The sequence below is a fragment of the Streptomyces albus subsp. chlorinus genome, assembly GCF_013302895.1.
Lineage (GTDB): Bacteria > Actinomycetota > Actinomycetes > Streptomycetales > Streptomycetaceae > Streptomyces > Streptomyces chlorinus.
On record NZ_VJOK01000001.1, the window covers coordinates 5,188,557 to 5,203,311 of the forward strand.

The following is a 14,755-nucleotide window of genomic DNA, read 5'->3' on the forward strand; positions in this document are numbered from 1 at the left end:
GGCCTCGGCTCGCTGACCACCCCGGCGCCCCGGGTGCGCGTCGAGGCCGCGGGCGGCCGGCTGCTGCTCGTCCCGGAGGGCGGCCGGGAGACGGTGGTGCCGCGCGCCGCGCTGCTGGGGCACGAACCGCTCCCCGGCAGCTCCTGGCGACCGCTGCGCACCCTGCCCGGCGGCCCCGCCGTGCTCGACGACCACGACCCGCACCTGGCGTACGAGGAGGGCCGCGAGGGTCTCGCCGGGCTGCGGCCGGCCACCCTGACCGCGGACGGCGAGGCGAGGGTGTGGCAGGGGCTGTGGACGCGTGCCCTGGCGCTGCTGCGGGAGGCCGATCCCGAGCGCGCCGCCGAGGTCACCGGCCTGGTGCGGGCCCTCGTGCCCGTCCTGTGGAAGCCGGACGGGCGTGCCAGCGCCACCCGCCTGGCCGCACCCTGGGCGGTACTGACGACGCTTCCGCAGACTCCGGAGGAGATGGCGGAGGTCCTCGTCCACGAGGTGCAGCACAGCAAACTGGCCGTGCTCGGCGGCGTCGTACACCTCGACCACGGGGCCGACGGCCAGGAGGCCGCCGTCTTCCGCGTCGGCTGGCGCAGCGACCCCAGGCCGCTGGGCGCCGTAGTGCAGGGCACCTACGCGCATCTGGCCCTCGCCGACCTGTGGGACCGGCTCGCCCGCCGCGCCTCGGCCACCCCCGCCGAGCGTGCGGCCGCACGGCGCCGAGCGGAGGACTTCGCCACCCAGGTCGACCACGCCCTTTTCCTCCTTCTGGGCTCTGGCCAACTGACCCGCGAGGGCACAGAGTTCGTGGAGGGGATGCGCCGTCGGCACGCGCGGCTGGGCCCGTCGGGCGGGCGGAGCGCCCGCCACGGCGCTCGGCAGCCCGCCGACACGCTCACACCAGGTCACTTTGGGTAATCTCGCCGTACAGGTCGCCCTCCCGGGGGTGACGACGGCTGCTGGACGAGGGAGAACGCAGGCATGGTCGCTCAGCGGGAACCGGCTCGGGGCGCCCCGCCCCGGGGCGAGTCCGAGCACTTCGTGGTGGTCTTTCCCGGCTACCACCGCGCCTGGGGCAACTGGATCGCGCACCGCCTGGAGAGCCACGGGCACCGCACCACGCTCCAGCGCTGGGACCCGGACCGCGAGCAGCCGCTGGAAGAGGCGCTGGGCGACCTCCAGTTGGCCTCGGGGCGGGTGCTGCTGGTACTCAGCGACGTGTTCCTGCAACTGGGCCCGCGCACCGAGGCGGACTGGAACGCCGTGCTGCGCGGCTATGTCGCCGCGCACGCCGAGCGGTTCGCCGCCGTCAACCTCACCAACCGCGAACTCCTCCCGGCCACGGCTGTGCTGGAGCCGGTCAACCTGTGGGGCATCGGCGAGGAGGAGGCCGAGCGGCGGCTGCTCAACCGGCTGGGGCTGCGCCCGCGCCGCGTCCCCGTCCCGCAGCCCGGCTTCGCCAGCCGCTACCCCAACGACCCGCCCGACATCTGGGGCGAGGTGCCCCGCCGCAACTCCCGCTTCACCGGCCGGGACGTGATCCTCAACGAGCTCCAGCAGCGGCTGACGGACGCCGAGCACGGGGCCGCCGTGTGCACCCTCGTCGGCATGGCGGGCATCGGCAAGACGCAGATCGCCGCCGAGTACGCCCACCGCTTCGCGCCCGACTACGACATCGTCTGGTGGGTCAGCTGCGACCAGCGCAACACCCAGCGCGACACCTACGGCCAGCTCGCCGTCGAACTCGGGCTCGACCGCTCGGGCGAGATCGGCGAACGGGTCCGTGCCGTGCGGGAGGCGCTGCGCAAGAACGAGCCGTCCGGCCGCTGGCTGCTGGTCTTCGACGGCTGGGAGGACCCCGAGGAGGCCGCCACCTACCTTCCGCACGGCGGCAGCGGCCATGTGCTGATCACCTCCCGCAACAAGAGCTGGCGCGCCACCACCGACATCAAGCAGATCTCCGCCTTCCGCAGGGCCGAGTCCACCGGCTATCTGATGCGCCGGGCCCCGCACATCACCGCCGAGCAGGCCGACCAGGTGGCCGGCGAGTTCCAGGACCTGCCGCTGCAGCTCGCCCAGGCCGCCTCCTGGCTGGGCGAGGAGGGCATGGAGGTCCCCGAGTACCTGCGGATGGTGCGCGGCGTGGGGCTGACCCGGCTGGACTCGGGGGCCATGCCGGACGACTACCCGTACTCGTCGCTGACCTCCTGGTCGATGCTGCTCAACAAGCTGCGCAAGTCCGAGCCCCGCGCGGTGGACCTGCTCTCCCTGTGCGCCGTCTTCGCGCCCGGCCGCATCCCGCTGGGGCTGGCCCGTGGCATCCCGGCCGCCGAACTCCCCGAGAACCTGCGCTGGATCGCCACCGACCGCTCCGGCTGGGCCCGCGCCCTCGACTCGCTGGTCAACTACTCGGTGATCACCCGTGAGGCCCGTACCCCGCAGGGCGGCGACACCGACCAGAGCGACTCGGTGCAGATGCACCAGGTCGTCCACAGCGTCATCAGCGAACTCACCCAGGGCCGCAACAGCGACGTGGTCCGCGAGGTGGTGCACCGGCTGCTGGTCGAGGCCGACCCCAGTGCCCCCAACGACAGCCGCCAGTGGGGCCGTTACGCCGAGCTGGTGCCGCACCTGCTGGCCTCCTCCGCGCCCGCCAGCAAGGAGCGCCGCGTCCAGGAGATGCTGCTCAACTGCCTGCGGTACTGCTACGCCTCCGGCGAGTACTCGCTGGGTGCCGAGCTGGCCGCCAGCATCCGCGCCGACTGGGAGGCGTTCTTGAACCCGGAGGCGCGGCCGCTGCTCACCCTCACCACGCTCCAGGGCAACCTGCTGCGCGAGGGCGGCCGCTTCCGCGAGGCCCAGGCCCTGGACGCGGCGCGGCTGGAGCGGCTGCGCGCGATGCCGCACGCGGACGGCGCCTACGAGGAGGCCGCCATGGAGGCCACCAGCTGCCTGGCCTCCGACCTGCGGCTGCTGGGCCAGTACGACGAGGCGCTCCAGCTCCAGGAGCAGGTCGTCGAGGTCGCCCGCCGGCTGTACGGGCCGGAGGAGTGGACGAGCCTGCTGGCCCAGCACAATCTCGCCGTCGGCCTGCGACTGCTGGGCCGGTACGAGGACGCCTACGACACCGACCTGGACACCCTCCGCAAGCGGGAGCAGGTGCTGCGCGCCCGGCATCCCAACACGCTGGCCTCCGGCAACGCCTGCGCCCGCGACCTGCGGCTGATGGGCCGCTACCAGGAGGCACTGGCCCGCCAGGAGCTGGGCATGCGGCTGCACCTCCAGGTGCTGGGCGCCCAGCACCCGCAGACGCTGCTGGCCCGCCACAACCTGATGCTGTGCCAGCGCCGGGCCGGCACCCCGCGGCAGGACATCGCCACCGCCATGGCCGTCCTGCTCGAACAGCAGGAGCAGGTGCACAGCCGCGGCCACTACACCACCCTGGCGCTGATGACCGACTACGGCAACTTCCTGCGCGAGCACGGCGATCTGGACCTCGCCCGGGAGCTGCTGACCGAGGCGGAGGACGGCTTCCGGCGGCTGCTCGGCCCCGCGCACCCGGTCCCCACCGCCATGCAGTCCAACGCGGGCCTCATCCTGCAGGCCGAGGGCGAGCGGGACGGCGCCCTCAACATGTTCGAGCAGGCCCTGGCCGGGCTCACCTCGCTGCTGGGCCCCGACCACCCCTCCACCCTGGGCTGCGCGCTGAACACCAGCGGCGGACGGCACCTCGGCGAAGCGCTGGAGGACGCCTTCGAGCTGAGCCGCGACACCCTGGAGCGCTGCCGCCGGGTGCTGGGCGAGGACCATCCGCTGACGCTGTCCTGCATGGTCGCCCACGCCATCGACCTGCGGGCCATGCGCCGCCGTGAGGACGCCCGCGCGGTGGAGAGCGAGGCGCTGGAGCGGCTCACCCGCTCGCTGGGCGCCCAGCACCACCACACGCTCTCCGCCCGCCAGCGCACCCGCCCCTACTGGGACTACGAGCCCTACCTGGGCTGAGGACGCGTACCCGGGCCGGCCCGGACACGGGCGAGGGCCCCCGCCGCGGTCGCGGCGGGGGCCCTCGGTGTGCTGTGCGGCGGACGCCTCAGATCTCGAAGACGTCCTGGATGAGCTTGGCCTGCTCCTCCGCGTGCCGCTTGCCCGAGCCCACGGCGGGCGAGGACGAGGACGGCCGGGAGACGCGGCGCAGCCGGTCCGCGTTCGGGACGGGCTCCGACCCGATGATCAGGTCGAGGTGGTCGACCAGGTTGAGCGCGATGAACGGCCACGCACCCTGGTTCGCCGGCTCCTCCTGCGCCCAGACGTACTTCTCGGCGTTGGTGAAGCGCGCCATCTCGGCCTGGATCTCCTTGCCGGGCAGCGGGTAGAGCCGCTCCAGCCGGATGATCGCGGTGTCCTTGGCGCCCCGCTTGGTCCGCTCGGCGTCCAGGTCGTAGTAGACCTTGCCGGAGCAGAAGACGACCTTGCGGACGCCGGCCGGGTCCACCTGGCCGCTGTCGACGAGCGTGTCGCCGATGACCGGGCGGAAGCCGCCGGTGGTGAACTCCTCCGTCCTGGAGGCCGCCGCCTTCATCCGCAGCATCGACTTCGGGGTGAAGACGACCAGCGGCTTGTGGTGCGGGTTGTGGACCTGCCAGCGCAGCAGGTGGAAGTAGTTCGACGGCAGCGACGGCATGGCCACGGTCATGCTGTTCTGCGCGCACAGCTGGAGGAACCGCTCGATGCGGGCCGAGGAGTGGTCCGGGCCCTGGCCCTCGTAGCCGTGCGGCAGGAGCAGGGTGACACCGGAGGTCTGGGCCCACTTCTGCTCGGCCGAGGAGATGAACTCGTCGATGACCGTCTGCGCGCCGTTGGCGAAGTCGCCGAACTGCGCCTCCCACATCACCAGCGCCTCGGGCCGGGCCAGCGAGTAGCCGTACTCGAAGCCCATCGCCGCGTACTCGCTCAGCAGCGAGTCGTAGACGTTGAAGCGGGCCTGGTCCTCCGAGAGGTACAGCAGCGGGGTGTAGTCCTCACCGGTGTTCTGGTCCAGCAGCACCGCGTGCCGCTGGCCGAACGTGCCGCGCCTCGAGTCCTGGCCGGACAGCCGCACCGGCGTGCCCTCCATCAGCAGCGAGCCGATGGCCAGGGTCTCGCCCATCGCCCAGTCGATCGTGTCGTCCTCGACCATCTGCGCGCGCCGCTGGAGCTGCGGCAGCAGACGCGGGTGGACGGTGATCCGCTCGGGGATGTTGACCTGCGACTCGGCGATCCGCTTGACGACCTCCTGGGAGATCGCGGTGTCCAGGGAGACCGGGAACTCCGCCTGCGGCACCGGGACCTCGGCGGCGGCGGGCTGCGCCGTCGCGTCGCGGACCTCGGTGAAGACCTTCTCCAGCTGGCCCTGGAAGTCCTGGAGCGCCTGCTCCGCCTCCTCCAGGGTGATGTCGCCGCGCCCGATCAGCGACTCGGTGTACAGCTTGCGCACCGAGCGCTTCTTGTCGATCAGGTGGTACATCAGCGGCTGGGTGAACGAGGGGTTGTCCGTCTCGTTGTGCCCGCGCCGGCGGTAGCAGATCAGGTCGATGACGACGTCCTTGTTGAACGCCTGCCGGTACTCGAAGGCCAGCCGGCCCGCGCGCACCACGGCCTCCGGGTCGTCGCCGTTGACGTGCAGGATCGGGGCCTCGATCATCCGGGCCACGTCCGTGGAGTACATCGACGAGCGTGCCGACTCGGGCGGCGCGGTGTAGCCGACCTGGTTGTTGATGACGATGTGGATCGTCCCGCCGGTGCGGTAGCCGCGCAGCTGGGACATGTTCAGCGTCTCGGCCACCACGCCCTGGCCCGCGAAGGCCGCGTCGCCGTGCAGCGCGATCGGCAGGACGGTGAAGTCCGTGCCGCCCTTGCCGATGATGTCCTGCTTGGCGCGTGCCACGCCCTCCACGACCGGGTCGACGGCCTCCAGGTGGGAGGGGTTGGCGGTGAGCGAGACCTTGATCTGCTCGCCGTCCAGGCCGGTGAAGACGCCCTCGGCACCCAGGTGGTACTTCACGTCGCCGGAGCCGTGCATCGACTTCGGGTCGAGGTTGCCCTCGAACTCCCGGAAGATCTGCGCGTACGGCTTGCCCACGATGTTCGCCAGCACGTTGAGCCGGCCGCGGTGGGCCATGCCGATGACGGCCTCGTCCAGCCGCGACTCGGCGGCGGCGTCGATGACCGCGTCCAGCAGCGGGATGACGGACTCGCCGCCCTCCAGCGAGAAGCGCTTCTGCCCCACGTACTTGGTCTGCAGGAACGTCTCGAACGCCTCGGCCGCGTTGAGCCGGCGCAGGATGCGCAGCTGCTCGTCGCGCTCCGGCTTGGAGTGCTGGCGCTCGACCCGGTCCTGGATCCACTTGCGCTGCTTGGGGTCCTGGATGTGCATGTACTCGATGCCGGTGGTGCGGCAGTACGAGTCACGCAGCACGCCCAGGATGTCGCGCAGCTTCATCATGGACTTGCCGGCGAAGCCGCCGACCGCGAACTCCCGCTCCAGGTCCCACAGGGTGAGGCCGTGCTCGGTGATGTCCAGGTCGGGGTGCTTGCGCTGCTTGTACTCCAGCGGGTCGGTGTCGGCCATGATGTGGCCGCGCACCCGGTAGGAGTGGATCAGGTCGAAGACCCGGGCAGCCTTGGTGACGTCGTCGTCGTGCGAGGCGTCGATGTCCTGCATCCAGCGCACGGGCTCGTACGGGATGCGCAGGGCGCGGAAGATCTCGTCGTAGAAGTTGTCCTCGCCCAGCAGCAGCTGCGAGACCTTGCGCAGGAACTCGCCCGAGGCCGCGCCCTGGATGACGCGGTGGTCGTAGGTGCTGGTCAGCGTCATCACCTTGGAGACGCCGAGCCGGTTGAGGGTGTCCTGCGAGGTGCCCTGGAACTCCGCCGGGTACTCCATCGCGCCGACGCCCATGATCAGACCCTGGCCGGGCATCAGACGCGGCACCGAGTGGACGGTGCCGATGCCGCCGGGGTTGGTCAGCGAGCAGGTGACGCCGGTGAAGTCCTCCATCGTCAGCTTGTTGTTCCTCGCGCGGCGCACGATGTCCTCGTACGCCTGCCAGAACTCGAAGAAGGTCAGCGTCTCGGCCTTCTTGATGCCGGCGACGACCAGCTGGCGCTCGCCGTTCGGCTTCACCAGGTCGATGGCCAGGCCCAGGTTGACGTGGTCCGGCTTGACCAGGGTGGGCTTGCCGTCCTTCTCCGTGTAGGAGTAGTTCATCGACGGCATCGCCTTGAGCGCCTGCACCATCGCGTAGCCGATGAGGTGGGTGAAGGAGACCTTCCCGCCCCGGGCGCGCTTGAGGTGGTTGTTGATGACGATGCGGTTGTCGAACAGCAGCTTCACCGGGACCGCGCGCACGGACGTGGCCGTGGGCAGCTCCAGCGAGGCGTTCATGTTCTTGGCGACGGCCGCGGACGGACCGCGCAGCGCCACGTACTCCGGGCCCTCGGCGGCCTGCGCGCCCTCGTCCGCCTTGCCCGCGGCCTTCGCGCCGCCCGCCTGGGCGGGCTGCTTGGCGGCCGGCTTCGGCTCGGCCGGCTTCGGCTGGGCCTTCGGCGGCTGGGCGGGCTCGGCCTGCGGCCGGGCCGGCGCGGCGGCCGGAGCCGGGGCACTGGCCTGCGCGGGCTGCGCGGGCGCGCTCGCTGCCTGCGGCGCCGTCTTCGCGGGCGCCGGGGAGGTGTCCCGGGGGGTTCCCGCGCCGTCCGGCGCCGAGGCCCCGTCGGCGGACTCCGGCTGATAGTCAGCGAAGAAGTCCCACCAGGCTCGGTCTACCGAGTTCGGGTCCTGGAGGTACTGCTGGTAGATCTCGTCGACGAGCCACTCGTTCGGCCCGAACGCCGGAGCAGGGTCCTTGCCCTGTCCGTCCTTCCGTTCCGTAGAGGTGCTCGATGAGCTGTTGGGGGACTGTGACGACACGGCGGCAACCGCCCTCTTCCGCTTCCTTAGGTGGTGGACAGCGGAAATAAAGGCTACGCCTCTCCGGCCGCGAGGTGGAGTCCGGGCCGCCCCTTGGTCACGTACGTCACATCGCGGGGGCGGTTTCGGGGCAAGATTTGGCGGGAATCACTCACGGTTTCGTCCCCGGAGTGGAACCGGACACCCCTTGTTCCGCGTCCACGCGTCCCCACCCGCGAGGGTACGTCAACCCTGCGGTCCCCTTGCCCCCGGAAGAGTGAGCTGTATCCGGCAACCCCGCGGGGATTCGGCCACCCGGATCGTCCCGCCGTGCAGCTCCACCGCCCAGCGGGCGATGGCCAGCCCCAGCCCCGTGCCGCCGCCCGGACTGACGCTCTGGCCGCCCTTGGCCGTCTCGTGGCTGTGGGTGCCGTTGAACCGGTCGAAGACCCGCTGCCGCTCCGAGACCGGGATGCCCGGCCCCTCGTCCAGCACCTCCACCTCCAAGCTGCCCTCACCCCCGCCGCCGCCCGCCTCGCCCGGCCGGGCCCTGACCGTGACCCGGCCGTGCTGCGGGCTGTGCTTGACGGCGTTGTCGATCAGATTGGCGACCACCTGGTGCAGCCGTTCGGGGTCCGCGTAGGCCATCAGCTCGGGCGGTGAGACATCCAGGTGCAGGTGGACGTCCTTGCGGGCGTGTCCCGAGCCCTTGCTCATGTTGGCCTCCTTGAGGACCCCCGCCAGGTACGGCCAGACCTCGAAGCGCCGCGAGTGCAGCGGCACCACCCCGTTGTCCAGCCGGGAGAGGTCCAGCAGGTGGTCCACCAGGCGGCCGAGCCGCTCGGTCTGCTGGAGCGCGGTGCGCATGGTCTCCGGGTCGGCGTCCGAGACCCCGTCCACGACGTTCTCCAGCACCGCCCGCAGCGCGGCGATCGGCGTGCGCAGCTCGTGCGAGACGTTGGCGACCAGCTCCTTGCGGTGCTCGTCGACGGCCTGGAGGTCGGCGGCCATCCGGTTGAAGTTCTCCGCCAGCTCCCCGAACTCGTCCCGCCGCCCGCCACGCACCCGGCGGGAGTAGTCACCCCCCGCCATCGCCTTGGCCGCGTCCGTCATCTCGTCCAGCGGCGCCGTCAGCGACTGCGCCACGAACTGGGTGATCAGCAGCGAGGCGACGATCGAGATGATCGTGATCACCCGCAGCTCGGTCGCGGACTGCATGGCGAACAGGGCCAGCAGGGTGGTGATCACCACCGAGACGATCACCAGCGCGCCCAGCGCCGCCTTGACCGACCGGTAGGGGTCGAGCGGGCGCAGCCCCTCCCACAGGCGTTCCCACCAGTGGGCGGCGAGCCGCACCGCCGACCGCTTCCAGCGGTTCATGGACCGGATCAGGGGAGTGGACCGGCCGGGAGAGCCGGACGGGTCGGTCACCGCGGTGGACACCTCGCTCCGTCCCCCCGGGCCGTCAGGAACTCTCCGTGGCGGCGCCCGTCACCGGCGCGGGCGCGCCGTCCGGGCCGGGGGTCTCCAGCGCGTACCCGACACCGTGCACCGTGCGGATGCGCTCGGCGCCGATCTTGCGGCGCAGGGCCTTGATGTGGCTGTCCACGGTGCGGGTCCCCGAGGCGTCGGCCCAGTCCCACACCTCGGCCAGCAGCTGCTCACGGGAGAGCACCGCGCGGGGGGAGTGCGCCAGGCAGACCAGCAGGTCGAACTCGGTGGGGGTCAGGTGCACGTCCTCGCCGCCGACGCGGACGCGCCGCTGCGCGTGGTCGATCTCCAGCTCGCCGAGCCTGAGTATGCCGCTGCGCGGCGTGTTGGCGGCCTGCGTGGCCCGCTCCACCCGGCGCAGCAGCACGTGCACCCGGGCGGCGACCTCCCGCATGGAGAACGGCTTGGTCATGTAGTCGTCGGCGCCCACACCGAGGCCGACCAGCATGTCCGTCTCGTCGTCGCGCGCGGTGAGCATGAGCACCGGCACCGGGCGCTGCGCCTGCACCCGGCGGCACACCTCCAGCCCGTCGAACCCGGGCAGCATCACATCGAGCACCAGCAGGTCGGGCTGCCACGCCTCCGCGGTGTCCACGGCCGCCGGGCCGTCGCCCGCCGTCTGCACCTGGAAGCCCTCGGCGCGCAGCCGCCGCGCTATCGCGTCGACGATGGTGGGGTCGTCCTCGACGACGAGGATGCGCCGCTGGGCGCCAGGGGTGGTCGCGGCGACGGCTCCGCCAGCTGTCTGAGTGGTGTTCTTCTGGTCCATGCGACCCCGCCCCTGATGGCTCTTCCGGCTTTCTTGGGACAGCAGCGTAAGGGCCGCTCGGACGCCTCGGCTACGCCGGTCGGGCTGCGAAGTGGACCACGTCGGGGACGCCTCGGGCGACCGGGATCTCATCCGTCCGAACGCGGCAGAACCCCGCATTCCACAGTGATCGTTCGAATGCGGGCGACGGCTGCGCCGACCAGACGGCGAGCACGCCGCCCGGTGCCAGGGCCGCGCGGCACGCGGCCAGACCGGCGGGGGAGTAGAGCGAGGAGTTGCCGTCGGTGACGGTCCAGCCGGGGCCGTTGTCGATGTCCAGGCACAGCGCGTCGAAGCGCGGCCCGGCGCCCGCCGCCTCGCGTACGTACTCCACCAGGTCGGCGCGCACCAGCTCGGTGCGCGCGTCGGCCAGCGCCGTCCGCGTGATGGCGGACAGCGGTCCCTCCCGGTGCCAGTCGAGGATCGCCGGCTCGCGCTCGACCACGGTGATACGCCCCCAGCGCCGCTCGGCGGCGGCCTCGGCCAGCGAGAAGCCGGCCCCGAGGCCGCCGACCAGCAGCCGAGGCCGCTCCCGTGTGCCCAGTTCGGCCAGCGCCGCCCGGACCAGCAGCCGCTCGGAGCGGCCGTCGGAGGTGTCCATCAGGAAGCAGCCGTTGGCGATGATCTCGAAGTGCGGACCGCGCCGCCGCAGCACGACCTCGCCGTAGGGGCCCGTACGGCGCTCGAGCGTGACCGGTGTGCCGTCGGCGGCTGACGTGACGGGATTCGGCATGGACGCAGGGTAGGACGGCCGGCCCCCTGGGCGGGGAGGAATTCCTCCCCGCCCAGGGGGCCGCGGGTCCGGCGGGGAGCCTGGTGGGGCTGCCCGGCGAGTCCTACCGGCCTTCCGGGCCGCTGGTGCGGTAGTGGGCGCGGGTGCCGTCCTCGCTGACGCTCCGGCGCCGCAGCCCCGCCTTCTCCAGGACGCGGACCGAGGCGGGGTTGGCGACCTCCACCTCGGCGCTGACGGTGTGCACGTGGGGCCAGGCAAGCGCGTGCTCCAGGAGCGCGCGGGCCGCCTCGGACGCGTAGCCGCGGCCGCGCCGGGAGGGCACGATCCCGTAGCCGATCTCGGCGGTGCCCTCGGCCGGGGACCGGAAGAGCCCGGCCGAGCCGACCAGCAGTCCGCTCTCCCGCTCGATGACGAGCCGGTGGCCGAACGCGTTCCGCCCGCCCTCGGCGTGCTCGGCCAGGAAGCGCGCGATGACGATGTCGCCCTCCGCCGGGAAGTCCTCGGCCCAGTGCGCGGGCCGGAAGGGGCCTTGGCCCGCGTCGCCCGCGGTGGCGACGGCGGCCAGTTCGGAGGGCGTCCAGGACCGCAGGACGAGGCGGGCGGTGACCAGGTCGGTTCCGCTGGGGGTGAACGATGACACAGAGTGCTCCAGGGCGATTCCGTGGTGGAGGACCGGATCGCCCCGACCGCTTCGTGCGCTGCGTGGGGGCGCGCTCTACCGCGCTCGGGCGATTCGGATGCGGGCATGCTGACGTCGGGCCTGCCGGGCCATATTCATCAACCTCCCTGGTCGCACCGCGGGCGCGGTCCCGCGCGGTGTGATCGTAGCAGCGGCCGTCGCGTGACAGGCCCACGATGGTCACTGTCCGTGTGCGACGGGAGGGCGCCTGCGCACCCGGCGAGTGCTCGGCGCCGGTCGGCGGGAACAGTCCGGCGGCGCCGGCGGCTGTGTGCTTCGCGGGGCTCCTCGCCCGGTCATCCCGTCCGCGCGGCCTGTGATCGCTCACAGCGAACAACTCTCCCGGAGCCAGGGGAACATACAGAGCATCAAAAGCATTGAGTGGGTACTACTCAACTTGCCTGCCTAGGGAGAGATCATGGCTGCTGAGTCCACCGGGTCCGCCCCGCTCGCCCTGCCCGTGCTGCCGATCGACGCCGAGGACGGCGTCGTCCTGCCGGGAATGGTGGTGCCGCTGGACCTCTCGGACAGCGATGTGAGAGCGGCGGTGGACGCTGCGAAGTCGGCGGCCTCCAACGCGCCGGACGGCTCCGCGCAGGGGTCCGCGGCACCGGACAAGACGCCGGAGAAGCCGCGGGTGCTGCTGGTCCCGCGCGTGGAGGGCACCTACGCCGAGATCGGCGTCGAGGGCCGGGTGGAGCAGATCGGACGGCTCGCCGACGGCGACCCCGGCGCGCTGATCCGCGGCCTGCGCCGGGTCCGCGTCGGCACGGGCACCACCGGCCCGGGCGCCGCCCTGTGGGTGGAGGGCTCCCCGGTCGACGAGAGCGTGCCCGACCCCTTGCCCGGCCAGGTCACCGAGCAGATGAGGGAGTACAAGGCCCTCATCACCGACTGGCTGCGCAAGCGCGGCGCCTGGCAGGTCGTCGACCGCGTCCAGCAGATCGACGACGTGAGCCAGCTGGCCGACAACGCCGGCTACTCCCCCTTCCTGTCCACCGAGCAGAAGCTCCAGCTGCTCAGGACCGTCGACCCCGTGGAGCGCCTCAAGCTGGCCATCAACGCGCTCCGCGACCACCTGGCCGAGCAGGACGTGGCCGAGGCCATCGCCAAGGACGTCCAGGAAGGCGTGGACAAGCAGCAGCGGGAGTTCCTGCTGCGCCGCCAGCTGGAGGCCGTCCGCAAGGAGCTGGCCGAACTCAACGGCGACCCGGAGGACGAGAGCGAGGACTACCGGGCCCGCGTGGAGGCCGCCGACCTGCCCGACGACGTCAAGAAGGCCGCCCTCAAGGAGGTCGACAAGCTGGAGCGCTCCAGCGACCAGTCGCCCGAGGGCAGCTGGATCCGCACCTGGCTGGACACGGTGCTGGAGATGCCGTGGAACACCCGTACGGAGGACGCGTACGACATCACCGGCGCGCGGGCCGTGCTGGACGCCGACCACGCCGGCCTGGAGGACGTCAAGGAGCGCATCACCGAGTACCTGGCCGTGCGCAAGCGGCGCGCCGAGCGCGGTCTCGGGGTCGTCGGCGGACGGCGCGGGGGAGCGGTGCTGGCGCTGACCGGCCCGCCCGGCGTCGGCAAGACCTCGCTGGGCGAGTCCGTGGCCCGCGCGATGGGGCGGAAGTTCGTCCGCGTCGCGCTCGGCGGCGTACGGGACGAGGCCGAGATCCGCGGCCACCGCCGCACCTACGTCGGCGCCCAGCCCGGCCGCATCGTCCGGGCCGTCAAGGAAGCCGGCTCGATGAACCCGGTCGTGCTCCTGGACGAGATCGACAAGGTCGGCTCCGACTTCCGCGGCGACCCGGCCGCCGCCCTGCTGGAGGTCCTGGACCCGGCGCAGAACCACACCTTCCGGGACCACTACCTGGAGGTCGAGCTGGACCTCTCCGACGTCGTCTTCCTGGCCACCGCCAACGTCCTGGAGGCCGTCCCGCAGCCGCTGCTGGACCGGATGGAGGTCGTCGAACTCGACGGCTACACCGAGGACGAGAAGGTCACCATCGCCCGCGACCACCTGCTGCCCCGGCAGCTGGAGCGCGCCGGGCTGGAGAGCGGAGAGGTCGTCTTCGACGAGGCGGCACTGCGCAAGCTCGCCGCCGAGTACACGCGCGAGGCCGGCGTGCGCTCCCTGGAGCGCTCCGTCCAGCGGGTGCTGCGCAAGATCGCGGCCAAGCAGCAGCTGGGCGAGACGGAACTGCCCGCCACCGTAGGGGTGGACCAGTTGCGCGACCTGATCGGCCGCCCCCGGCACACCCCGGAGGCCGCCCAGGACCCGGCCGAGCGCCGCACCGCCGTGCCGGGCGTCGCCACCGGGCTGGCCGTCACCGGCGCGGGCGGCGACGTGCTCTTCGTCGAGGCGTCCCTGGCCGACCCCGAGACGGGCGCCTCCGGGCTCACCCTGACCGGCCAGCTGGGCGACGTGATGAAGGAGTCCGCGCACATCGCCCTGTCCTACCTGCGCTCGCGCGGCGCGGAGCTGGAACTTCCGGTCGGCGACCTGAAGGAGCGCGGCATCCACCTGCACGTCCCCGCGGGTGCCGTGCCCAAGGACGGGCCCAGCGCCGGCATCACCATGACCACCGCCCTGGCCTCGCTGCTGAGCGGACGCCAGGTGCGGCCCGAGGTGGCGATGACCGGCGAGGTCTCCCTGACGGGGCGGGTGCTGCCCATCGGCGGCGTCAAGCAGAAGCTCCTGGCGGCGCACCGCGCAGGGGTCACCACGGTGATCATCCCCAAGCGGAACGAACCCGACCTGGACGACGTGCCCGAGGAGGTGCTCGACCGCCTCGACGTGCACCCGGTCTCGGACGTCCGCCAGGTGCTGGAGCTGGCCCTGACACCCGCGCAGACGCCGGCCCGTGAGGCGCCGGTCGCGGCGTGACGGACGCGGCCGGCAAGGGAGTGGCCCCCGCCCGGGCGGGGGCCACTCTCGCATGAGCGCGAGTGAGCATGAGCACGACGCGTCCGGCGGCCTCGCCCCCTGGGACGGGCACCCGCGCGGACAGGAGGTCGGCGGGCGGGCCCGCGGACGTGACCGCCGCGGTGTCGGCGCCTCAGCCGCCGTTGGCCATGGCCTGGGACTGCCTCAGCCGCCGTTGGCCAGGACCTTCAAGCGGTCCATCG

General features: G+C 72.4%; 8 protein-coding genes. 3 read left to right on the plus strand and 5 right to left on the minus strand.

What is annotated here, in order from left to right:
• Together FM076_RS22810 and fxsT are read left to right on the plus strand one after the other, a co-directional pair.
• Positions 1–912 (plus strand): aKG-HExxH-type peptide beta-hydroxylase (locus FM076_RS22810; protein ID WP_173872824.1); only part of this gene is annotated, 912 nt, incomplete at its 5' end.
• A 63-nt stretch (positions 913–975) separates the two neighbouring features.
• On the plus strand, positions 976–3,996 hold the full coding sequence (gene fxsT / locus FM076_RS22815) for an FxSxx-COOH system tetratricopeptide repeat protein (protein WP_173872825.1): 3,021 nt from the start codon (positions 976–978) through the stop codon (positions 3,994–3,996).
• Between the two features lie 88 nt (positions 3,997–4,084).
• Here the strand turns inward: fxsT and FM076_RS22820 are convergent, their stop codons facing one another.
• From FM076_RS22820 to FM076_RS22840, 5 genes are all read right to left on the minus strand, one after another.
• Complete coding sequence (locus tag FM076_RS22820; RefSeq protein ID WP_173872826.1) at positions 4,085–7,939, minus strand: multifunctional oxoglutarate decarboxylase/oxoglutarate dehydrogenase thiamine pyrophosphate-binding subunit/dihydrolipoyllysine-residue succinyltransferase subunit; 3,855 nt, start codon at positions 7,937–7,939, stop codon at positions 4,085–4,087.
• Between the two features lie 225 nt (positions 7,940–8,164).
• Entirely contained in the window at positions 8,165–9,298 is a 1,134-nt protein-coding gene (locus tag FM076_RS22825; RefSeq protein ID WP_173872827.1) for an ATP-binding protein, read from the minus strand.
• Between the two features lie 85 nt (positions 9,299–9,383).
• Positions 9,384–10,178 carry a response regulator transcription factor gene (locus FM076_RS22830; RefSeq protein WP_173872828.1) on the minus strand — a complete coding sequence of 265 codons (795 nt, stop codon included), beginning with the start codon at positions 10,176–10,178 and terminating at the stop codon, positions 9,384–9,386.
• Between the two features lie 70 nt (positions 10,179–10,248).
• Entirely contained in the window at positions 10,249–10,950 is a 702-nt protein-coding gene (locus FM076_RS22835) for a spermidine synthase (protein ID WP_173872829.1), read from the minus strand.
• A 103-nt stretch (positions 10,951–11,053) separates the two neighbouring features.
• On the minus strand, positions 11,054–11,590 hold the full coding sequence (locus tag FM076_RS22840; protein WP_173872830.1) for a GNAT family N-acetyltransferase: 537 nt from the start codon (positions 11,588–11,590) through the stop codon (positions 11,054–11,056).
• 457 nt (positions 11,591–12,047) lie between these two features.
• On the opposite strand from FM076_RS22840, the gene lon reads away from it, so the two are divergent.
• Positions 12,048–14,513, plus strand: coding sequence for an endopeptidase La (gene lon / locus FM076_RS22845; RefSeq protein WP_173872831.1), 2,466 nt, complete (start codon positions 12,048–12,050; stop codon positions 14,511–14,513).
• Positions 14,514–14,755 lie beyond the last annotated feature (242 nt).